General features: G+C 73.4%; 17 protein-coding genes and 1 pseudogene. 6 read left to right on the top strand and 12 right to left on the bottom strand.

The window, feature by feature from the left end:
• Position 1: 1 nt before the first annotated feature.
• The gene (locus FH969_RS01980; RefSeq protein WP_139985746.1) at positions 2-1,234 is read right to left on the bottom strand and encodes a toxic anion resistance protein; all 1,233 of its coding nucleotides are present in this window, start codon (positions 1,232-1,234) and stop codon (positions 2-4) included.
• Between the two features lie 255 nt (positions 1,235-1,489).
• Between FH969_RS01980 and FH969_RS01975 the strand changes: the two genes are divergently transcribed.
• Entirely contained in the window at positions 1,490-3,031 is a 1,542-nt protein-coding gene (locus FH969_RS01975; RefSeq protein ID WP_246071647.1) for an MFS transporter, read from the top strand.
• A 75-nt stretch (positions 3,032-3,106) separates the two neighbouring features.
• Here FH969_RS01975 and FH969_RS01970 read toward each other — a convergent pair whose 3' ends face one another.
• From FH969_RS01970 to purL, 8 genes and pseudogenes are all read right to left on the bottom strand, one after another.
• Positions 3,107-3,925, bottom strand: coding sequence for a sulfite exporter TauE/SafE family protein (locus tag FH969_RS01970; protein WP_139985744.1), 819 nt, complete (start codon positions 3,923-3,925; stop codon positions 3,107-3,109).
• A gap of 179 nt (positions 3,926-4,104) precedes the next feature.
• Entirely contained in the window at positions 4,105-5,433 is a 1,329-nt protein-coding gene (gdhA, locus tag FH969_RS01965) for an NADP-specific glutamate dehydrogenase (RefSeq protein WP_139985742.1), read from the bottom strand.
• A 186-nt stretch (positions 5,434-5,619) separates the two neighbouring features.
• Positions 5,620-7,302 carry a dipeptide ABC transporter ATP-binding protein gene (locus FH969_RS01960; RefSeq protein ID WP_139985740.1) on the bottom strand — a complete coding sequence of 561 codons (1,683 nt, stop codon included), beginning with the start codon at positions 7,300-7,302 and terminating at the stop codon, positions 5,620-5,622.
• Entirely contained in the window at positions 7,299-8,360 is a 1,062-nt protein-coding gene (locus FH969_RS01955) for an ABC transporter permease (RefSeq protein WP_234417852.1), read from the bottom strand. The genes FH969_RS01960 and FH969_RS01955 overlap by 4 nt, the downstream gene beginning before the upstream one ends.
• Positions 8,361-8,371: 11 nt before the next feature.
• Positions 8,372-9,049 (bottom strand): ABC transporter permease, encoded by a 678-nt coding sequence (locus FH969_RS01950; RefSeq protein WP_342776983.1) that lies wholly within the window; start codon positions 9,047-9,049, stop codon positions 8,372-8,374.
• A 98-nt stretch (positions 9,050-9,147) separates the two neighbouring features.
• Positions 9,148-9,288 (bottom strand): annotated as a pseudogene (locus FH969_RS16015) (ABC transporter permease); the annotation flags it as partial.
• Positions 9,289-9,308: 20 nt separating this feature from the next.
• A complete protein-coding gene (locus FH969_RS01945) occupies positions 9,309-10,991 on the bottom strand; it encodes an ABC transporter substrate-binding protein (RefSeq protein WP_218975233.1) in 1,683 nt (560 codons plus the stop codon).
• 209 nt (positions 10,992-11,200) lie between these two features.
• The gene (gene purL / locus FH969_RS01940; protein WP_139985739.1) at positions 11,201-13,558 is read right to left on the bottom strand and encodes a phosphoribosylformylglycinamidine synthase subunit PurL; all 2,358 of its coding nucleotides are present in this window, start codon (positions 13,556-13,558) and stop codon (positions 11,201-11,203) included.
• 182 nt (positions 13,559-13,740) lie between these two features.
• Between purL and FH969_RS01935 the strand changes: the two genes are divergently transcribed.
• A complete protein-coding gene (locus FH969_RS01935) occupies positions 13,741-14,427 on the top strand; it encodes a hypothetical protein (protein WP_139985737.1) in 687 nt (228 codons plus the stop codon).
• An 88-nt stretch (positions 14,428-14,515) separates the two neighbouring features.
• Positions 14,516-14,884: a hypothetical protein gene (locus FH969_RS01930; protein WP_108718345.1), complete on the top strand. Its 369-nt coding sequence runs from the start codon at positions 14,516-14,518 to the stop codon at positions 14,882-14,884.
• Between the two features lie 22 nt (positions 14,885-14,906).
• Here the strand turns inward: FH969_RS01930 and FH969_RS01925 are convergent, their stop codons facing one another.
• From FH969_RS01925 to FH969_RS01915, 3 genes are all read right to left on the bottom strand, one after another.
• The gene (locus FH969_RS01925) at positions 14,907-15,755 is read right to left on the bottom strand and encodes a siderophore-interacting protein (protein WP_246071645.1); all 849 of its coding nucleotides are present in this window, start codon (positions 15,753-15,755) and stop codon (positions 14,907-14,909) included.
• Positions 15,756-15,859: 104 nt separating this feature from the next.
• Positions 15,860-17,971, bottom strand: a complete 2,112-nt coding sequence (locus FH969_RS01920) for an acyl-CoA dehydrogenase family protein (RefSeq protein WP_139985735.1) — start codon at positions 17,969-17,971, stop codon at positions 15,860-15,862.
• Between the two features lie 109 nt (positions 17,972-18,080).
• On the bottom strand, positions 18,081-18,800 hold the full coding sequence (locus FH969_RS01915) for a TetR/AcrR family transcriptional regulator (protein WP_139985733.1): 720 nt from the start codon (positions 18,798-18,800) through the stop codon (positions 18,081-18,083).
• A gap of 59 nt (positions 18,801-18,859) precedes the next feature.
• Here FH969_RS01915 and FH969_RS01910 point away from each other — a divergent pair, with 59 nt between their 5' ends.
• The 3 genes from FH969_RS01910 (at position 18,860) to FH969_RS01900 (ending at position 21,580) form a co-directional block, all read left to right on the top strand.
• Entirely contained in the window at positions 18,860-19,972 is a 1,113-nt protein-coding gene (locus FH969_RS01910) for a hydroxymethylglutaryl-CoA reductase (RefSeq protein ID WP_139985731.1), read from the top strand.
• Between the two features lie 160 nt (positions 19,973-20,132).
• Entirely contained in the window at positions 20,133-21,326 is a 1,194-nt protein-coding gene (locus FH969_RS01905; RefSeq protein ID WP_246071644.1) for a hydroxymethylglutaryl-CoA synthase, read from the top strand.
• Positions 21,327-21,364: 38 nt separating this feature from the next.
• On the top strand, positions 21,365-21,580 hold the full coding sequence (locus FH969_RS01900) for a hypothetical protein (RefSeq protein ID WP_139985729.1): 216 nt from the start codon (positions 21,365-21,367) through the stop codon (positions 21,578-21,580).
• Positions 21,581-21,603: the final 23 nt, after the last annotated feature.

Here is a 21,603-nt window from a genome sequence, read left to right as displayed (position 1 = left end):
GTCAGGCTCGACCCAGGTCCAGCGCGCCCGCGCCTGCCGAGAGGTTCTCCGGGATCTCGGTGCGCCGCGCCCTGTCCACGTACTCCTGGGCCTTGGTCGTCTCGCTCTGCAGCACACCGATCGTCTTGGCCATCGAGTCCAGTGCCTGCGTCTTGAACGTCGCGATGGAGTCGAGCGTCGCGTAGATGTTCTCGAACGCGGCCTGCAGCTGCGGCAGCCCGACGCTCGCGCTCGCCGCCTGCTGCTGGATCTGCGCGGAGTTGTCGCGCAGCATCTTCGAGGTCGTCTCGATGAGGCTCGACGTCGTGGTGTTGAGCGCGGTGATCTGGTCGAGGACGAGCTTCTGGTTCGCGAGCGCCTGCGCGACCACCACGGCGGTGCGCAGGGCCGAGACCGTGGTGGTCGTCGCGCGGTCCACGCCCTTGATGAGCTCGAGGTTGTTCTTGAGGATGATGTCCATCGACAGGTAGCCCTGGATGGAGACCGCGAGCTGGGTGAGCAGGTCCTGGTGCTTCTGGCGCACGTAGAACAGCACGTCCTCGCGCAGCGCCTGGGCGCGCTCGGGGTCGGTGACGTCGAGCTCGGCGACGGTGGCCGACAGCCGCACGTCGAGCCGCTCGGCCACGTAGATGTACTGGTTGAGGCGGGCCATGGTCTCCCACAGCTGGCGCTTCTCCAGGTTGAGCGCCGCGTTGTCCTTGCGCAGGGAGTCCTGGCCCGAGTACAGCGACGTGATGATCGCGTCGATCTGCTTCTGGGCGCTCTCGTACTGGCGGAAGTAGTCGTCGATCTTCTCGCCGAACGGCAGGAAGCCGAGGATCTTGCGGCCGAAGTTCTTCTCGCCCGGGTCGAGCTCCTCGACCACACGGCGCAGGTCGAGAAGCGACTTGGAGACCTTGGAGGACTCCGCGACGCCGCCCTCGCGGATCTCGCGCACCGGGGCGTCCAGCAGCCGGTTGGACACGGCGGCCGCGGCGCGGATGTCGGCGTCGCCCATCGTGCGCACGTCGTCCGCCTTGGCCGCGAACTCCGGCGACCGCGTGGCCGACGTGTTCAGCTGCGAGAGGTAGGCGTCCACCTTCGCGTCGAGCGTCGGGATCACCGCGACGTCGACCCGCGGCGCCATCGCCGGGGCCTGCGTGGCGGCCACGGGCTGCAGCGGTGCGGGGGCCTCGAGCGCGAGGACGTCGGCAACGGTGGCGGGCGGCTCGAGCGGTGCAGGCTGGCTGGTCATCACTGTCCTTCTGCAGGGAGGGGCGGTCCGTGGCGGCTTGGCTGGTCCGCCCGTCAATCTACGCCAGGACGACCCTCGTTCGGGCGGGCTGCCGGACGGGTTCGCGGGCAGGGCGCAGGCGTGACGGGCACGCCCTCAGCCTCCGTCACGGGCCGGCTCGTGCGCCATCGGGGACGCCCCTGAGGTGTCTCGCGCGCGACCCTGAGACCCCTGCCGACGGCGGGGTGTGTCGCCGGTGCGTGCTAGGCATGGTCGGTGACCTCCCCCACCGGGAGTCCCGGCGGCGCATCCGGCGACTCCTCTGCAGCGGCCACCCGACCCACCCGCGACGCGCGCTGGCCCGCGTTCGCGGTGTGCCTCGGCGCGGGCTTCATGACGCTGCTCGACGTGACGATCGTCAACGTCGCGCTGCCCTCGATCGAGCACTCCCTCTCCGCCGGCGCGAACGAGCTGCAGTGGATCCTCGCCGGCTACACGCTCGCGTTCGGCCTCGCCCTCGTGCCGGCGGGCCGCCTCGGCGACGTCTACGGCCGTCGCACCCTCTTCCTTGTCGGCCTCGGCGGGTTCGTGCTCGCGTCCGCGGCGTGCGGCCTCGTGACCTCCGGCGTCGCGCTCGCCGCGGTGCGCTTCGTCCAGGGCATCGCCGCGGGCGTGCTCAACCCGCAGGTCATCGCGTTCATCCAGGACCTGTTCTCCGGCGCGGAGCGCGGCCGCGCGTTCGGCATGTTCGGCGCGACGGTCGGGGTCTCGACGGCGATCGGTCCCCTCGCCGGGGGCGCCCTCCTCGCGATCTTCGGCGAGCAGGAGGGTTGGCGCTCGGTCTTCCTCGTCAACGTGCCCATCGGGCTCGTGCTCTTCCCGCTCGCCTGGCGACTGCTGCCCCGCCGGACCGCACCACGCCGGGCCACCGCGAGGCTCGACGTCGTGGGCACGCTGCTGCTCGCCGTCGGGGTCGTCGCCGTGATGTGGCCCTTCGTGAGCTCCGAGCACGGCGGCTCGGGCTCAGGAAGCTCGGGCTCCGGCGGTTCCGGCTCGGGCGACTCGACCACCGCCGCGGCGAGCTCGCCCGCGTGGTGGACGATCGCCGTCGGGCTCGCGGTGCTGGGCGTGCTGGCGTGGTGGGAGCGGCGCGTGCAGCGCCGCGGCGGACTGCCGCTGCTGCCGGGCGGGCTGGTGCGGGTGCCGTCGTTCATGTTCGGCGTGGGTGTCTCGACGCTGTACTTCCTCGCGTTCACGGGCGTGTGGCTGTCCTCGACGCTGTACCTGCAGACCGGCATGGGCCTCACCCCGCTGGAGGCCGGGCTCGTCCTGACGCCGTTCTCGATCGCGGGCGCGATCTCGGCGACCGTGGGCGGGCGGCTGATCGGACGGATCGGACGGCCGCTCGTGGTGATCGGCATCGCGGTGACGGGGGTGGCGCTGGTCGCCGTCGACCTCGTGGTGCGGACGTGGCAGGGGCCGGGCGTCGTGTGGGTGGTGTGCGCCGTGCTGACCGTGGCCGGGCTCGGGAACGGGCTCGTCATCTCGCCGAACCAGACCCTCACGCTCGCGCGTGTGCCGCTCTCGGACGCCGGCGCGGCTGCGGGGGCGCTGCAGACGATGCAGCGGATCGGGGCCGCGGTGGGCGTGAGCGCGAACGCGGCCGCGTTCTTCACCGTGCTCGGGACCAGCGGCGGCAGCTACCCGCAGGCGTTCTCGACGTCGCTCACGATCGTGGTGTCGATCCTCGCGCTCGCGCTGGTGGTCGCGGTGGTCGACTGGCGACGGCGCGAGCACGCGCACGCTCCCGTGCTCTGAGTCGCGCGGCGTCCGGCGACCGACGCCGCGCGCTCGGCGGCGATCGCCTGGACGTTCGCCGGTCCCCAGCGGGCCTCAGGCGCCGGGCGCCGCCGAACGCCGCGCCTTCACGATGTCCTGCAGCGTCTTCAGCATGAGGAAGACGAGGAAGGCGATGAACAGCCAGTTCGCCACCTGCGGGTCGAGCAGCGCCGCGAGGCGCGACCCGAGCGTCACCGTGACGCACGCCCCGAGCCCGACGAACAGTCCGGCCCGCACGTCGAGGTTCTTCCGGCGCAGGTTGCCGATCGTGCCGGAGATCGCCGTCGGGATCATCATGAGCAGCGACGTGCCCTTGGCGAGCAGGTCCGAGTAGCCGAAGAGCAGGATCATCGCCGGCACCACGACCACGCCGCCGCCGACGCCGAGCAGCCCCGACAGCACGCCCGTCGCGAGCCCCAGGCCCACGAGCCCCGCGACGAGCGGCGCGGTCATCTCCACCTCACCCCCGCGCACGGGCACGGTGAAGAACAGCTGCACGGCCACGAACAGCACGAACGCGACGAACGCCCACCGCAGCACCTGCTGCGACAGCCGGGCCAGCAGCCACGTCCCGAGCTGCGCGCCGATCACCGTCCCGACGGCGAGGATCGCCGCGGTCAGCACGCTCACGTGCCCGGCGAGACCGTAGGTGAGGAACCCGACGATCGACGTCGGCACGATCGCGAGCAGCGACGTCCCCGCCGCCATGCGACGGTCGAACGCCGCGAACGCGACGAGCGCGGGCACGATGACGGTCCCGCCGCCGACGCCGAACAGGCCGGACAGCAGCCCGGCGCCGAGGCCGATGAGCACGAACGTGGCCCAGCGCGGGAACCCCGTACGCGTGACGGTCTGCTCGTCGGGCGACGGCATAGGAGGGTCCTCTCGTTCGGACGGCAGGGGGGACGAGGTGCCACCGAGGTCGGCGCGAGCGATCGGCCGGCCGGTGGTCGGCCGTACCGTACGCCGCTCGTGTTACCGGCGGTCGCCGGACCCGATCGACCGGCGGCCACGATCCCACCGTCCCGTCGACGAGCCGCGGCACGGTCGGCTCAGATGACGCCCTGCGCGAGCATCGCGTCGGCCACCCGGGTGAACCCGGCGATGTTCGCGCCGAGCACGTAGTTGCCCGGGTCGCCGAACTCCTCGGCCGTCTCGAGGCAGTTCGCGTGGATCCGCGTCATCACGTCGGTCAGCCGCTCGACCGTGTACTCGAACGACCACGAGTCACGGCTCGCGTTCTGCTGCATCTCGAGCGCCGAGGTCGCGACGCCGCCCGCGTTCGCAGCCTTCCCGGGTCCGAACAGCACACCCGCGTCGCGGAACTCCTCCACCGCGTGCGGCGTGCACGGCATGTTGGCGCCCTCGGCGACGGCGCGCACGCCGCCCTTGATGAGGCGCACCGCGGCGACGGCGTCGAGCTCGTTCTGCGTGGCGCACGGGAGCGCGACGTCGCACGGCACCGACCACACCGAGCCGTCGGTCACGAGGCGCGCACCCGGGCGGCGTGCGACGTAGTCCGCGACACGGCCGCGCTGGCGCTCCTTGACGTCCTGCAGGAGCGCGAGGTCGACGCCGGCCTGGTCGACCACGTAGCCCGAGGAGTCGGAGAACGTCACGACGTGCGCGCCGAGCTGCTGGGCCTTCTCGATCGCGTAGATCGCGACGTTGCCCGAGCCGGACACCGAGACCCGCCGTCCGTCGAGGTCCTCACCGCGCGTGCGGAGCATCTCCGCCGCGAACAGCACCGCGCCGTACCCGGTCGCCTCGGTCCGGGCGCGCGAGCCGCCCCACGTGAGGCCCTTGCCGGTGAGCACGCCCGACTCGTAGGCGTTGGTGATCCGGCGGTACTGCCCGAACAGGTAGCCGATCTCGCGGCCGCCGACCCCGATGTCGCCCGCCGGGACGTCCGTGTACTGCCCGATGTGGTTGGCCAGCTCCATCATGAACGACTGGCAGAACCGCATGACCTCGGCGTCGCTGCGCCCGCGCGGGTCGAAGTCCGCACCGCCCTTGCCGCCGCCGATCGGCATGCCCGTCAGCGCGTTCTTGAAGATCTGCTCGAACCCGAGGAACTTCACGATGCCGAGGTTCACCGACGGGTGGAACCGCAGGCCGCCCTTGTACGGGCCGAGCGCGGAGTTGTACTGCACGCGGAAGCCGCGGTTGATCCGCACGCGCCCGGCGTCGTCGACCCAGGGCACCCGGAAGATGATCTGCCGCTCCGGCTCGCAGAGGCGCTCGAACACCTCGAGGTACTCCGGCCGCCGTGCGACGACCGACTTGAGCGAGTCGACCACCTCGCGCACCGCCTGGTGGAACTCGGGCTCGCCGGGGTTGCGGGCGAGGACGGTCTCGAGAACGCGGTCGAGCGTGGTCATGGCGTGCAGGACTCTCTCTCAGGTGCGGATCGGCGCACACGCTACGCCCGTCGGGGCCCGCACGCCGCGCGCGTCCCGCCGGTGAGACACGCGCGCGCCCGACGGCGAGCCAGCCGTCGCCCGCCGACCTCCCGTCCGCGCACCGTCCGCGCCCGACGGCGAGCCTCGCCGTCGGGCGCGTCGCGCTCAGTCCGCGTCGCCGCCCTCCTCGACCCTCCGCCCCGGGATCGCCGCGACGAGCTCGCGCGTGTACTCCTGCGCCGGCCGCGCGAGCACGTCCTCCGGCCGCCCGACCTCGACGAGCCGCCCGCGGTGCAGCACCCCCACCTCGTCCGCGACCTGCCGCACCACGGCGAGGTCGTGGGAGATGAAGAGGTAGGCCAGCGCGTGCTCCTCCTGCAGCCGCACGAGCAGCTCGAGGATCTGCCGCTGCACGGACACGTCGAGCGCGGAGACGGGCTCGTCGAGCACCACGAGGTCCGGGCGCAGCGCCAGGGCCCGCGCGATCGCGACCCGCTGTCGCTGCCCCCCGGACAGCTCGCGCGGCCCGCGGTGCCGCGCGTCGTCCGGCAGCGCGACGTCCGCGAGCAGCTCGCGCACGCGCTCGGTCCGTTCGCGCGGGGTCCCGATGCCGAACGCCCGCAGCGGCTCGGCGATCACCTGCTCCACCGTGAACCGCGGGTCCAGCGACGCGTACGGGCTCTGGTACACGACCTGGAAGCGGCGCCGCAGCCGCCGCAGCCGCTCCCCGCGCGCGGCCGTGATGTCCTCGCCGTGCAGCAGCACGCGCCCCACGGTGGGCCGCTCGAGGTGCAGCGCGATCCGCGCCGTCGTGCTCTTGCCCGATCCGGACTCGCCCACCAAGGCGAACGTCCGCCCGCGCCCGACGGCGAACGACACGTCGTCCACGGCCGTCACCTCGCGCGGGGTCGAGCCGCGCGGCAGGGTGAACGTCTTGCTCAGGCCGCGCACCTCGAGGACGGGCGGCGCGGGCGGGGACCCGGTCGCCGCGACGGGCCGCTCGCGCACGAGCCGCTGCGAGCCGAGGCTCGGCACGGCCGCGAGCAGCCGGCGCGTGTAGGGGTGCTGCGGTGCGTCGAGCACGTCGCGCGTGCGCCCCTGCTCCACCACGACGCCGTTCTCCAGCACCACGATCCGGTCGGCCCGGTCCGCCGCGGCGCCGAGGTCGTGCGTGATGAGCAGCAGCGCCGTGCCGAGCTCGCGCACGAGAGCGCCGAGGTGGTCGAGGATCCGCTTCTGCACCGTGACGTCGAGCGCGCTCGTCGGCTCGTCCGCGACGAGCAGCCGCGGACCCGCCGCGATCGCGATCGCGATGAGCACCCGCTGGCGCATGCCGCCGGACAGCTGGTTGGGGAACTGCCGCGCGCGCGCCTCGGGCTGGTCGAGCCCGGCCTGCCGCAGCAGCTCCACGGCCCGCAGGCGCGCCTCGCGCCGCCGGGCCAGGCCGTGGATGACGAGCACCTCGGCCACCTGGTCCCCGACCCGCACCACGGGGTTGAGCGACACGGTCGGGTCCTGCGGCACGAGCCCGACCTCGCGGCCGCGCACGCTGCGCCACTCGCGCTCGGACAGGCCGGTCACGTCGCGACCGTCCAGCCGGATGCTGCCCCCGGCCACGCGACCGCCCGCCGGCAGCAGGTGGAGGGCGGCGTGCGCCGTCGTGCTCTTGCCCGAACCGGACTCCCCGACCAGGGCGACCACCTCGCCCGGGTGCACCACGACGTCGACGCCGCGCACCGCGAGCACCTCCTGCCCGTCGCGGCCGCGGTAGGCCACGCGCAGGCCCTCGACGGCGAGCACCGGCTCGCTCGTCGGGTCCCCCGTCGGCTCACTCACCGAGCGGCTCATCGCGCCTCCCCCGTCCGCTCGAGGGCGCGCCCGACGCGGTTCACCGCGAGCACGAGCGCCACGATGACCAGGCCCGGGAGCACGGTCAGCCACCACGCGGTGGCGAGGTAGTCGCGGCCGCCCGCGACGAGCGAGCCCCACTCGGGCGCGGGCGGCGGGGCGCCGTAGCCGAGGAAGCTGAGCGAGGCGATCGCGAGCACCGCGGTCCCGATCTCCAGGGCCGTGAGAGCCAGCACCGGGCCGGCCGAGTTCGGCAGCACGTGCCGCAGGAGCACCGAGTGCCAGCGCACGCCGCCGGCCCGCGCGGCCTCGACGTACAGCGAGGTCGAGGTCCGCAGCACCTGCGCCCGCATGACGCGTGCGAACGCGGCGACGCTCGTGACGCCGACGGCGATCGCGACCTTCACCGTGCCGAACCCGAGCGCCGTGATGAGCGCGAGGGACAGCAGCAGGCTCGGGATCGCGAGCAGCACGTCGACGACCCGGCCGATCGCCTCGTCGACCCAGCCGCGCAGGAAGCCGGCGAGAAGGCCGAGCACCGAGCCGACGACGAGGCCGATCGCGACGGCGACGGCGGTTGCCGAGAGCGAGACGCCCGTCCCGTGCACGACGCGCGTGTAGACGTCGCGGCCCAGGTGGTCCGTCCCGAACGGGTGGGCGGCCGACGGCGCGGCGAGCCGGTCGGCGGGGACGCCCGTGAGCGGGTCGCCCGAGGCGAACAGGTTCGGCACGAGGGCCCAGGCCAGCACGAGCAGCACGACGAGCCCGGCGAGCACGAGGCCCGGCGTGCGCGCGAGCGACCGCAGCCGGGCACCCGCCCGCGCTCCGAGGCCACGGGCCAGTCCGTGCGAGGCACCCCGCGCGGCGGCGGGTTCCATGACCGCGGAGGTCACGCCGTCGGGCGACGGCTCGAGCACCTCGAGCTCCTCCGGGAGCGGTGCGTGGGTGGCGAGCGGCGCCTGGGCGGACGGGGCCGACGGTGTCGACGCACCCGAGCCGGGGCGCCGCGTCGACCCGGCCGACGTGGACGCGGTCGAGGGAGCGGTGGTGGAGGTCATCGTCGGTCTCCTCAGGCGGCGAGTGCGGGGGCGCGCACGGCGATCCGCGGGTCGATGAGCGGGTAGACGAGGTCCACGACGAGCGTCACCGTGACGAACACGAGCGCGGACACCACGACGATCGCCTGCACCACGGGGATGTCCTGGCTGTTCACGGCCGTCACCGCGAGCCGGCCGAGGCCGGCGCGGGAGAAGACCGTCTCGGTCACCACGGTGCCGCCGAGCAGGCCGCCCACGGTGAGGCCGAGCATCGTGAACGCGGGCAGGGCCGCGTTGCGCAGCGCGTGCCCGAGCTGCACCCGCAGCCGGCTCGCCCCCTTCGCCCGGGCGGTCTCGACGTACGGCTCGCCCAGCGCCTCCCGCAGGCTCCGGGAGAGCACCTGGGAGAGCCCCGCCGCGGCGGGCACGGCGAGCGTGACGGCCGGCAGCACGAGGCTCGCCACGCCGTCGTCGCCCATCGCGGGGAAGAGCCCCAGCCGGAACGAGAACACCTGCAGGAGGATCAGCCCGACCCAGAACGTGGGCAGCGCGACGCCGACCGGCGGCAGGGTCGAGACCAGCTGGCGCAGCCACGCCGCGCGGGGCAGCACCGTCGCGACGGCGAGCAGCGCCCCGAGCGCGACGCCCAGCACGAGCGCCACGGCGGCCAGCTGGATCGTGGAGGGCAGGACGCCGGCGACGACGTCCATCGCGGGCCCCCCGACGCGTAGGACTGGCCGAAGTCCAGGCGCAGCGCCGTGACGTACTGGACTCTCACCGGGCGGTCGAGGCCGTACTGCGCGCGCAGCTGCTCGAGCAGGGCCGGGTCCACCGTGTCCGCCTCCCCTCCCCGGGCCGCGATGAGCGCGGCCGGATCGGAGGGCAGCAGGTAGAGGATGAAGAACGAGATCGTCCACGCGGCCCAGAGGACGAAGACGCCCTGGCCCACCCGCCGCAGCAGGTAGCGGGTCACGACCCCGCCCCGCCCTCGACCCACGCGTCGTAGAAGTCCAGCCGCGAGGAGGCCTCGAACCCGAGTCCGTGCACGTGGTCCGCGGCGACGATCGTGGTGGACAGCTCGTACACCGGGATCGCGTGCGCGTCCTCGACGAGGAGCTCCGCGGCCTGGGCGAGGACGTCCTGGCGCTGCGTGGGATCGGTGATCGTGGCGGAGGAGTCCAGCAGCGAGTCGACCTCGGCCGGCTCGCGCTTGTTCACGTTGCGGGCGTTGGCCGAGAAGATCAGCCGGAGCACGTCCGGGTCGGATCGCGTGAGGTTGTAGTAGTCGAAGTCGAAGTCGCCGCTCTCCTTGATCGCCTGCGACTCGGCGACCGTGACGTGCTGGAGGTTGAGCTCCACCCCGATCTGGGCGAGCTGCTGCTGGACGAGCTCGAGCGGCTCGGGGACCTGCCAGAACGTCACCGTGGTGGACAGCCGCTGGCCGTCCTTCTCCCGGACGCCGTCCGCACCCTCGACCCAGCCGGCGTCGTCGAGGATCTTCTTCGCGCCCTCGGGGTCGTAGGCGAGCGCGTCGCCCAGGTCGGTGTAGAGCGGCGTGGAGCGCGACAGCACGCTGGTCGCGGGCTGGTCCTCCTCGGTGAGGAGCGTGGTCGCGACCTGCTCGCGGTCGATGCCCTTGAGGATCGCCTGGCGCACGGCCTTGTCGCCGCCGAGCGGGGAGGACTCGTTCGGGAAGAGCGAGAACACCACGCCCGGGTTGGCGCGGTAGGTGGACCAGAAGCCATCGCCCGCGAACTGGGGCAGGTCGACGGTGGCGATCGCGGCGGTGGCGTCGATCTGCCCCGAGGCGAGGCTGCCCGTGCGCACCGAGGACTCCGGGACCACGGTGTACGTGATCGTGTCGAGGTAGGCGGCGCCGGTGTGCCCGTTCGCCTCCGAGCCCCACGCGTAGTCGGGCACCTTCTCCAGCACGATCTCGGAGTCCTGGGTGTAGGAGGACACCGCGAAGGGGCCCGAGCCGACGAAGTCCCCGGTGCAGCGGTCCTCGGGGGTGAGCTGCGCCGTCGCCGGCGAGAGCAGGCCCAGGCTGAAGGTCGAGGTGGCCTGGAGGAACTGCGCGCTCGGCGCCGCGAAGTCCACCGTCACGGTGTGCTCGTCCACGACCGTGGTGCCCTCGTAGCCGGCGAGGTACTGCGAACCGAGGCTGGCCTTCGCGCCGAGCGCCACGATCGCGTCGAAGTTGGTCTTCACCGACTCCGCGTCGATGGGGGTGCCGTCGGCGTACGTGGCGTCGTCGCGCAGCGTGAACGTGAAGCTGGAGGCGTCCTCGTTCGACTCCCACGACGTCGCGAGCCACGGCACGATCTCGCCGGTCTCGGGGTCCTGCGCCGTGAGCGAGGCGACCGTCTGGCGCGCGACCGCGATGGCGTCGTTGTTGCCGACCTGCTGCGGATCGATGCAGTGCGAGTCGACCGTGATCGCGAACGTGAGGTTGCCGCCCTCGACCGGGGTGGCCTCGTCGGCGCCGTCCGACGCGCCGTCGGTGGCGTCGCCGCTGCCGTCGGAGCCGGCGGTGCCAGGGCTCGCGCACGCGGCCAGGAGCAGGCCGGCGGAGAGCATCGCGGGCACGACGGCGTGGCGAGCGGTCGTGGGTCGGGTGCGCCGGGCGGGCGGCTGGGTCGTGCGCGTCATGGCGGGCGTGCTCCTCGGAGGTGGCGGTCTCGCGGCGTCGGGATCGACGTCGGCGTGAGGCCAGACTCGGCGGGAAGCGGCCCGCTCACCCGGCGGGCACGACGCGTTCCGGATGGTGAGAACGCGCTCCAGGCGGTACGGGACGCCGAGCGCCGGGCACGGCTGCGGCGTTCCGGATGACGAGACGCGCGCCTAGGGCGTTGCGCGCCTCAGGCGAAGTGGTGCGGCAGCGTCGTGGCGCTCGCCGCACGCAGCTCCTCGAGCGCGAGGGTGAGCTCGCCGTCGGGCGTCACGACGGCGACCTCCGCCTCCTCGGTCGTCTCGCCCAGGCGCAGCACGGGGAAGCCGCGCGCCGAGCACAGGTCCGCGAGCGCCACCTCCGAGCCGAGCGGCACGGCGACGAGCGCGCGGGCGCCCGACTCGGCGAACAGCGCCGACGTGAGGTCCACGCCGTCGCGCGCCAGCAGGCCCGCGAGGTCGATCCGGACGCCGACGCCGAACCGGACCGAGGCGTCCACGAGCGCCTGCGCGAGGCCGCCGGTGGACAGGTCGTGCGCGGCGACCGCGACGTCGTCGCGTGAGGCGGTGACGAGGATCGCGCCGAGCGCGCGCTCGGCCGCGAGGTCGACCACCGGCGGCGTGCCGCCGAGGTGGTCGTGCACCACGCGCGCCCACTCCGAGCCGGACAGCTCCTCGCGCGTGGTCCCGAGCAGGTAGACGCCCAGCCCCTCCTCGCGCCAGCCCGACGGCGTGGCGTGCGCGACGTCGTCGAGCACCCCGAGCACGCCCACCACAGGGGTCGGGTTGATCGAGGAGTCGATCCGGCCCGGCTGACCGGTGCCGTTGTAGAGCGAGACGTTGCCGCCGGTCACGGGCACGCCGAGGGTGCGGCACGCGTCCGCGAGGCCGGTGATGGCCTCGACGAGCTGCCACATCGAGTCCGGGTCCTCGGGGCTGCCGAAGTTGAGGCAGTCGGTGACAGCGAGGGGCCGCGCGCCGACCGTCGCCACGTTGCGGTAGGCCTCGGCGAGCGCCTGCTGCGCGCCCGTGTACGGGTCGAGCTTGGTGAAGCGGCCGTTGGCGTCCGTCGCGATGGCGACCCCGAGCCCGGTGGCCTCGTCGACGCGGACCACGCCCGCGTCGTCGGGCATCGCGAGCGCGGTGTTGCCCTGCACGTAGCGGTCGTACTGGTTGGTGATCCACGCCGCGGAGGCGAGGTTCGGCGACGCGACGAGGCGCAGCCACTGCTCGCGGACCTCCGCCGGGGTGCCGGGACGCGGGAGCGCCTCGGCCGCGTCGGCGACGAGGGCGTCCTGCCAGGCCGGCCGCGCGAACGGGCGGTGGTAGACCGGGCCCTCGTGGGCGACGGTGCGGGGGTCGACGTCGACGATCCGGTGACCGAAGTGGTCGATCGTGAGGCGGCCGGTGCCGGTGACCTCACCGATCACGGCCGTCTCGACGTCCCACTTCGTGGTGACGGCGAGGAACGCCTCGAGGTTCTCGGGCGTCACCACCGCCATCATGCGCTCCTGCGACTCCGACATGAGGATCTCGCCGGCGGTCAGCGTCGGGTCGCGCAGCAGCACGTTCTCCAAGTCCACGTGCATGCCGCCGTCGCCGTTGGAGGCGAGCTCGCTGGTCGCGCACGAGATGCCCGCGGCGCCCAGGTCCTGGATACCCTCCACGAGGCCGCCGTGGAACAGCTCGAGGCAGCACTCGATGAGCACCTTCTCCATGAACGGGTCGCCGACCTGCACGCTCGGGCGCTTGGCCGGCACGCCGCCCTCGAACGTCTCGCTCGCGAGGATCGAGGCGCCGCCGATGCCGTCGCCGCCGGTGCGCGCGCCGAACAGCACGACCTTGTTGCCCACGCCCGAGGCGTTCGCGAGGTGGATGTCGTCGTGCCGCAGCACGCCGACGCACAGCGCGTTGACGAGCGGGTTGCCCTGGTAGCACGGGTCGAACTCGGTCTCGCCGCCGATGTTCGGCAGGCCGAGGGAGTTGCCGTAGCCGCCGACGCCGCACACCACGCCGTGCACGACACGCGCCGTGTCCGGGTGGTCGACCGCGCCGAACCGGAGCTGGTCCATCACGGCAACGGGCCGGGCGCCCATCGAGATGATGTCGCGCACGATGCCGCCGACGCCGGTCGCGGCGCCCTGGTACGGCTCGACGTAGCTGGGGTGGTTGTGGCTCTCGACCTTGAACGTCACAGCCCAGCCGCCACCGATGTCGACGACGCCGGCGTTCTCGCCGATGCCCACCAGCAGGTGCTCGCGCATCTCGGGCGTCGTCTTGTCGCCGAACTGGCCCAGGTGCACCTTGGAGGACTTGTAGGAGCAGTGCTCGCTCCACATCACCGAGTACATCGCGAGCTCGGCAGCGGTGGGGCGGCGGCCCAGCAGCTCGACGATCCGGGCGTACTCGTCGTCCTTGAGGCCGAGCTCGCGGTACGGGAGTGCGCGGTCCAGCGTGGCCGCGGCGTCCTCGACCGTGTCGGGCGCGTGATCGGGCAGGTCGGGCAGGTCCGTCGTGGGGATGGCGTCCGGGTTCGCGGGCGTGCTCATGGCGTCCTGTCTGGGGAGGTGACCGGGCCGTCCGCGCGGGACGGCGTGCTCGCGGTCAGCCTATCGCCGCGCCGCCACAGGGCCGCCGGGCGTCCGTGGTCGAGCGTCGCGGCGGCCCCTGCCCGCCGGACGTGGTGTACGTTTCTCGGTTCGCCTGAACCGACCCGAAAGGACCGCGACTCGTGTCTCGATCCACCCTGACCCCCCGTCCCGTCCTCGCCGTCCTCGCGACGGCCGCGCTCGCCGTCGTGCTCACCGCGTGCTCCGGCTCCTCCGACGGCGACGCCACCCCTGCCGCCACCGCCGCCCCCACCGCCGACGAGGCGGAGTCGACCGCTGCCGACGAGCCGACGGTCGCCGAGGAGTCCACGTCAGCCGAGGCGCCCGCCGCCGCCGATGACGTCGCGTCCTGCATGCTCGGCGACTGGGAGATGGACACCGCCGCGATGAAGGAGCAGGTGGAGCAGATGCTCGGCGGCGCCGCAGCCGACATGTCGGTCGACGGTTGGTCCCGCATGACGATCGACGCCACCACCGTGGCCTCCGAGGTCGACACCACCGCGACGTTCGCGACCGAGTCCGACGGGACCGCGATGACGGGCGAGAGCGTCACGAAGGGCTCGAACGCGTTCTCCTACACGCTCGCGGGCGACGTGCTCACCTACGGCGAGCTGATCTCGGCGGACGGCACGGTCTCCTCGACGGTCACGGTGGGCACCGCCGCGCCGCAGACGACCGAGATGTCCTTCGCGGACGTCGGCGCCCTGAGCGCCGGCACGAGCCTCACGGTGGCGTGCGCCGACGACACGCTCACCTTCACCACGGACGCCGCCGGAACCTCCCTCGTGCAGACGTTCACGCGCCGCTGAGCCGCCGAGTCGCGCGCGGCGCCTGCGCCGCGCGCGACTCGCAACTCTGCTCGACTCGCATCCCCCGATCGCGAGAGGACCGCGACTCGTGCCTCGCTCCGCGCCGCACCCCCGCCGGCTGCTCGCCGTGCTCGCCACGGCCGCGCTCGCCGTCGTGCTCTCCGCCTGCTCGGGCGAGTCCGACGCCGAGGACACCCCCGACGCCACCACGACCGACGCGGCCGGCGCCGCCGGGCAGCCGGCCGCCGGCCGCCGGCGACGTGGCCACCTGCATGCTCGGTGCGTGGGAGATGGACCGGTGGGCGACGGGGCGCCTCAGACCACCGAGACGTCCCTGGCGGACGTGCCGAGCACCGACGCGCGGACGAGCGCCACGGTGGTGTGCGACGGCGACCGGCTGAGCCTCACCGTGGACAGCGCGGGAACACCGGTCGTGCTGACGTACACGCGTCGCTGAGCCGCACCCTCCGCGCGGCGCGTCAGACGGTCGAGCCGTGCGTGAGCTCCTCGGCCTCGACCGACTCGTTCCACTCGCGCTTGCCGGCGCGCCACTGCTCGTCCGTGGCGCCGCGGCGCCAGTAGCCGGAGATCGACAGGCGCTCGCGCGGGATGCCGCGGTCGAAGCGCAGGTGGCTGCGCAGCTGCTTCACCCAGCCGGCCTCGCCGTGCACGAACGCGTGCACGTCGCCGGGCAGGTGCAGCCCACGCACCACGGCGATGATCTCCTCCCCCGGCGCGAGGTCGGAGCAGGCGGTGTGCACCCAGCGCACCCGGACGTCGCCGGCCGTGGTCAGCGGGATCTCCTCGCGGGTGTCCGCGACCTCGATCACGACGTCGGCGCTCGCCCCGAGCGGGAGACGCTCCAGCGCGACGGCGATCGCCGGCAGGGCGGACGTGTCGCCGACGAGCAGGTGGTGGTCGGCGTCGGGGTCCGTGGAGTAGGCGCCGCCCGGACCGCGCACCTGGACGAGGCTGCCGTGCCCGTACGGCTCGACGCCGCGCGCCCACGGCCCGGCCACGCCCTCGTCGCCGTGGACGACGAAGTCGAGCGCGACGCGCTCGCCGTCGAACGAGCGGATCGTGTACGTGCGCATCACCGGCCACTCCTGCGCGGGGCGGTGCTCCCGGACGTGCTCGACGTCGTAGGGCCAGCCCAGGTCGACGCCGCGCGGCGGCAGCACCACCTTCACGTAGGCGTCGGCGAAGGAGTTCGTCGGGAACTCGTTCAGCGGTCGGCCCCCGGGGCCGGCCAGCTCGAGCCGCACGAGGTGGGGGCTGACCCACGACTTCGCCACGACCTGCATCTCGGTGACCACACCACGACCCACGTTCCGCACCTCTCGCCACGTCTCAAGTGAGGCAAGCCTAAGCCCGTTCGGAGGTGGGTCGGGGGGAGAGGTGGGCTCGCCGTCGCGCGTCGGGCGCCTCGCGGTCAGGCGGGCGCGGCCGCGGCCTCGCGCGGGGTCTGGGTGGACCCGGACCGGCGCACGAGGTCCTTCTCCGCCACGGGCGCCTCGCCGCTGGCCCGCCGGGCCCGCGCGTACGCCATGGCCTCGGCCTGCCGCTCGCCCTCGGCCGCCGTGGCGATCTCGGCGCGCAGGTGCTCGGGGCCGTACCCGAACGCGTCCACGAGCTGGCCGGCGTAGGGCCGGATCCGCAGCAGCAGCCGCTCCACGTACGACGTCACGGTGCGGGCCCGCTGCGCCGAGAGGCGTCCGTTCACGACGTACCAGGCGAGGTGGCGCTCGATGGTCGTGAGCGCGAACAGGTCGCGCAGCCAGACGAGCACGCGCTTGGCGTCCGAATCGGTGATCGACTCGAGCGCGCCGGTGAACGACTCCCACTGCAGCAGCTCGCCGTGCGCCCGGGCCGCCTCGACGAGCTCGGCCTGGTTGGCGTCGAACGCCGCCGCCTTCTCCGCCGCGGACGCCTTGTGAGTGGGCCGCAGCCGCAGGGCGATCTCCTCGACCATCGTCTCGACGCGGTCCTCGAGCAGCTCGCGCTGCACGGCCGGGTCGCGCAGCTCCTCAGCCGACCGGGCGCGCGAGCCCCAGTCCCGGATCGACTGCGACGCGCGGCGCAGCGGCGTGCGGTGCAGCGCCATGTCGCCCGCGCGCTCCGCGACCCAGCGGGCCTGACCGGCGACGTCCATCTTCGCCGTCGAGCGTCCGTAGTCGGTGAGCAGGCGCTTGCCGACGAGCTGCAGCAGCACCGTGTTGTCGCCCTCGAACGTGGCGTAGACGTCCATGTCCGCGCGCAGCCCGACCAGCCGGTTCGCGGCGAGGAAGCCCGCGCCGCCGCACGCCTCGCGGCAGGTCTGCAACGTCTCGAGCGCGTGCCACGTGGACAGCGGCTTGGCCGCCGCCGCGAGGGTCTCGAGGTCCTCGCGGTCGGAGTCCGTGTCGTGCTCGCCGGAAAACACGCCGTGAAACCGCTCGAGCAGGTCGTTGTGCAGGAGCTGCACCGCGTAGGTCCGCGCGAGCAGCGGCAGCAGGCGCCGACGGTGGGTGCCGTAGTCCATGAGGACCGTCTCGACGTCGGGGTCGGCCCCGGTGAACTGGCGGCGCTGCTCGGCGTACCGGATCGCGATCGCCAGGGCCATCTTGCTCACGACGGCGGACGCGCCGTCCAGCGAGACGCGTCCCTGGACGAGCGTCGAGAGCATCGTGAAGAACCGCCGCCCCGGCGAGGCGATGGGAGAGGAGTACTCGCCGTCGGGCGCGACCTGGCCGTACCGGTCGAGCAGGTTCGTCCGCGGGATGCGGACGTGGTCGAACGCGAGCCGGCCGTTGTCGATGCCGTTGAGCCCGCCCTTGACGCCGTCGTCCTCGCTCGTGACGCCCGGCAGCATCGGGAGGTCGCCGCGCTCGTCACGCTCGCCGTCGGTGTCGCGCAGGGGGACGTAGAACGCGTGCACGCCGTGGTTGACCCCGCCGGTGACGAGCTGCGCGAACACCACGGCCGCGACGCCGTGCTGCGCGGCGTTGCCGAGGTAGTCCTTCCACGCGCCGCGGTGCGGGGTGTGGATCACGAACTCCTGCGAGTCCGGGTCGTAGGTGGCCGTCGTACCGATGGAGGCGACGTCGCTGCCGTGGCCGGTCTCGGTCATGGCGAAGGCCCCCGGCACCGCGAGCGACATGATGCCTGGCAGCAGCTCGTCGTGGTGATGCGCGGTGCCCAGGTGCAGCACCGCCGCGCCGAACAGGCCCCACTGGACCCCCGCCTTGATCTGCACCGACGGGTCGGCGACGATCAGCTCCTCGAACCCGGCGATGTTGCCGCCCGGGTCGTCGGCGCCGCCGAGGCGGGCGGGGAACGCGCGCTGCACCTCGCCGCGGTTGGCGAGCTCACCGATCGCGGCGAGGACGCGGGCGCGGTGGTCGGCGACGGAGAGACCGGGCACGCTCACGAGGTCCGGCTCGGTGCAGACCGTGCGGGAGGCCCGGCGCCGCTCGGCCCAGCGGCCGTCGAGCGCGGCGGAGATGCGCGCGAGCGAGCTCTCCGACAGGGGCTGGGCGGGTGAGGGTGCTGCGGTCGTGGCCATCGTCGGCTCCTTGGCTGCGTTCTCGTGCAGTGTGCGGTCTGCGGGCGGTGCGGGTCTGCGGGCGGTGCGGGTGAAGCGGTCGTGCGGTGACGCGGTTCGCGGGACGCGCTCAGGGCACGGCCGACGGCGTGGCGCCGGTCCCGAGACAGATCCAGCTCGTGATGGTGTCGGCGAGCGTGACGAGCGCCGGATCGGGCGAGCCGTCCTCCGGGGCCGGGCGGGGCGACCCGAGCGCGCCGTCGGACGCGCGCTCGGCGAGCCAGACCTCGGCCGCGCCGCGGACGAAGCCGATCACCCCGGCGGCCCACATGTGCGCCAGCGCCCCCTCGCGGCCGGAGTCGAGCAGCACCTGCTCGAGCTCGGGGACCAGGAGCGCCGCGGCGTCGTCGGCGAGCGTGCGCATCGGGGCGTCGGCGTCCCCGACGTCGCCCGCGCGCGTGACGAACTGGTAGACGGCGGGCGAGGTGGAGATCATCGCGAGGTAGACCTCGACCATGGCGTGCACGGTCTCGCCGGGATCGGCGGCGCCGCGGGTGGCCTCGGCGAGCGCGGCACCGAGGTCGCGCAGGACGGCCTCGCCGACGGCGGCCTGCAGGCCGCTGCGGTCGCGGAAGTAGCGGTAGACGATGGACTTCGAGGTGCCGATCGCCGTCGCGATCTCGTCCATCGAGAGGTCGGGTCCGCCGTGGTGGACCGCGCGGCGGGCGGCTCGGGTGAGCTCGTCACGCCGCGTCGCACGGTGGGTGTCCCAGCGCCGGGCGCGCCCGTCGGCGCTCGGCTCGGGGGCGGGCGACGTCGACGACGCCGCGTCCACGTCGACACGACTCATGAAACTCAGAGTATCAGGTACTTTCGGCCGCGGAACAGGGCTGGCGGTAGGTTGACGCGGTGAGCTCCCCGGACCTGACCACCCCGATCCCGCTCAAGTGGGTCGGCCCGTTGCGCGTGAGCGGCGAGGTCGACGCCGAGCTCTCGGTGCCGCTCGCGACCTACGAGACGCCGCTGTGGCCGTCGGTGGGTCGGGGCGCACGGATCTCGACGCTGGTCGAGGGCGGGATCCGCGCCGTCGTGGTCGACGAGCGGATGTCGCGCTCGGTGCTGCTGGAGGCCGATGACGCCGCCACGGCCCTGGCCGCGTGGCGCTGGATCGAGGGCAACCGCGCCGCGCTGCAGGACGTGGTCGCGACGACGAGCCGGTTCGCCCGGCTCGTCGACCTGCACGCGCAGATCGTCGGCGACCTGCTGTTCGTGCGGTTCGAGCTCACCACGGGTGACGCGTCGGGCCACAACATGGTGACGCTCGCGTCCGAGCGCCTGCTCGACCACATCCTCGGCGTCGTGCCGGGCGTGCGCTACGGCTCGATCTCCGGCAACTACTGCATCGACAAGAAGCCCTCGGCCGTCAACGGCATCCTCGGCCGCGGCAAGAACGTCGTCACCGAGATCCTCGTCCCGCGCGAGCTCGTGGAGAAGCGGCTGCGCACCACGGCGAAGCGCGTCGAGACGCTCAACATCCGCAAGAACCTCGTCGGCTCCCTCGTGGCGGGCGCGCTGCGCTCGGCCAACGCGCACTACGCCAACATGCTGCTGGCCTTCTACCTCGCCACGGGCCAGGACGCCGCGAACATCGTCGAGGGCTCCCAGGGCATCACGCTCGCGGAGGACCGCGACGGCGACCTCTACTTCTCCTGCACCCTGCCCAACCTCATCGTCGGCTCGGTCGGCAACGGCAAGGGACTGCCCGGCGTGGAGGAGGCGCTCACCCGGCTCGGCTGCCGCGAGGAGCGCGAGCCGGGCGCCAACGCGCGCCGTCTCGCGGTGCTCGCCGCCGCGAGCGTGCTGTGCGGCGAGCTGTCGCTGCTCGCGGCGCAGACGAACCCGGGCGAGCTCATGCGCAGCCACGTCGTGCTCGAGCGAGGAGCGGCGCGGCCCGCCGCCGCGTCGGCGACCGCCCCCGGCGCAGGTTCGGCGCCCCTCGCCGATCCAGGCGCGACGGCGTGACTCGCGCCACGAGGGGCGTGGAGATCGCGTGCAGAGTGCCGTCCGGATGCGGCCGCCTGTCGTTCCCGTCGCCGAGGCGGGTCCATAATCGTCGGTGGGCATCACGGGTGCCTGTCACCCCCGAGGTGAGCCACCCGAGGGTGACAGGAGGAGGAGACCAGTGACGACGTCCCTGACCGACGCCGCGACGCCGAGCATCGGCATCCACGACCTCGCCCTCGCGACGTCGCACCACAGCCTGGACCTCGAGAGCCTGGCCGACCACCACGGCATCGACCCCGCGAAGTTCACGGTCGGCATCGGCCAGCACGTCATGAGCGTGCTCGCGGCCGACGAGGACATCGTGACGATGGCCGCGGACGCGACGGCGCGGATCATCGCGCGCAACGGCACCGACGGCATCCGCACGCTGCTGTTCGCGACGGAGTCGGGCATCGACCAGAGCAAGTCGGCCGGCGTCTACGTGCACTCCCTCGTCGGGCTCCCGCCCACCGTCCGCGTGGTCGAGCTCAAGCAGGCCTGCTACTCCGCGACGGCGGCGCTGCAGTTCGCCGTCGGGCTCATCGCGCGCGACCCCTCGCAGAAGGTGCTCGTCGTCGCCTCCGACGTGGCCCGCTACGACCTCGGCTCCTCGGGCGAGTCCACCCAGGGCGCGGCCGCCGCCGCGATGCTGGTGCAGGCGAACCCGGCGCTGCTCGCCGTCGAGAACCCCGCCGGTGTGTACACCGAGGACGTCATGGACTTCTGGCGGCCCAACTACCGCTCCACGGCGCTCGTGGACGGCAAGGGCTCGATCAAGGCGTACCTCAACGCCATCGGCGGCGCATGGCAGGACTACGCCGACCAGGGCGGGGAGCCGTTCGAGTCGTTCGCCTCGATCTGCTACCACCAGCCGTTCACCAAGATGGCGACGAAGGCGCACCGCCACCTCGCCGTCCTCAACGGGCAGAACCCGACCCCGGTCGAGGTCGCCGCCTACCTCGAGGACACGATGCGCTACAACCGGCTCATCGGGAACTCCTACACCGCATCCGTGTACGTGGCCCTCGCCTCGCTGCTCGACCACGCCGACGACCTCACCGGCGCGCGCGTGGGCCTGGCGAGCTATGGCTCCGGCTCCGTCGCCGAGTTCTTCGGCGGCGTCGTGCAGCCGGGCTACCGCGACCACCTGCGCCGCGAGGAGCACACCGCGATGATCGACACGCGCGTGCCGCTGGACCACACCGCCTACGAGGTGCTGCACAAGACGACGCTGCCCGAGGACGGCCGCGAGTACCGCACGACGGCGGAGCGCGCCGGGTCGTTCCGGTTCGTCGGACTCAACGAGCACCGCCGCCTCTACGAGCGCGGCTGAGCCAAGCCTGATCGGGCCCGAGCGCGGCCGAGCCCGTGATGGATACTCCCGATGCAGGGCGGAACTACCGCCCGTTGGGCTTCTCGATGCTGGCCGCCTCGATCCGGCTCACCGTGGGCCTGAACCTCTGGTCCGTCCCTGCCGCGTTCACCGTGGCCGTGGGGTTCTTCATCGTGGTCCTCGGCGCCTACTACCTCGTGCATCGTCGCGCTCGGCCGACCCCTCGGCGGGAGAGCCGGAACCTGCCGTCCTGACCTCGACTCGCCGCCGAGCCGAC

Origin of the sequence: Miniimonas arenae (genome assembly GCF_006351005.1) — a bacterium.
Classification (GTDB): domain Bacteria; phylum Actinomycetota; class Actinomycetes; order Actinomycetales; family Beutenbergiaceae; genus Miniimonas; species Miniimonas arenae.
Note: the sequence above shows the minus strand (reverse complement) of the source record. Positions and strands in the feature narration are given on the sequence as shown.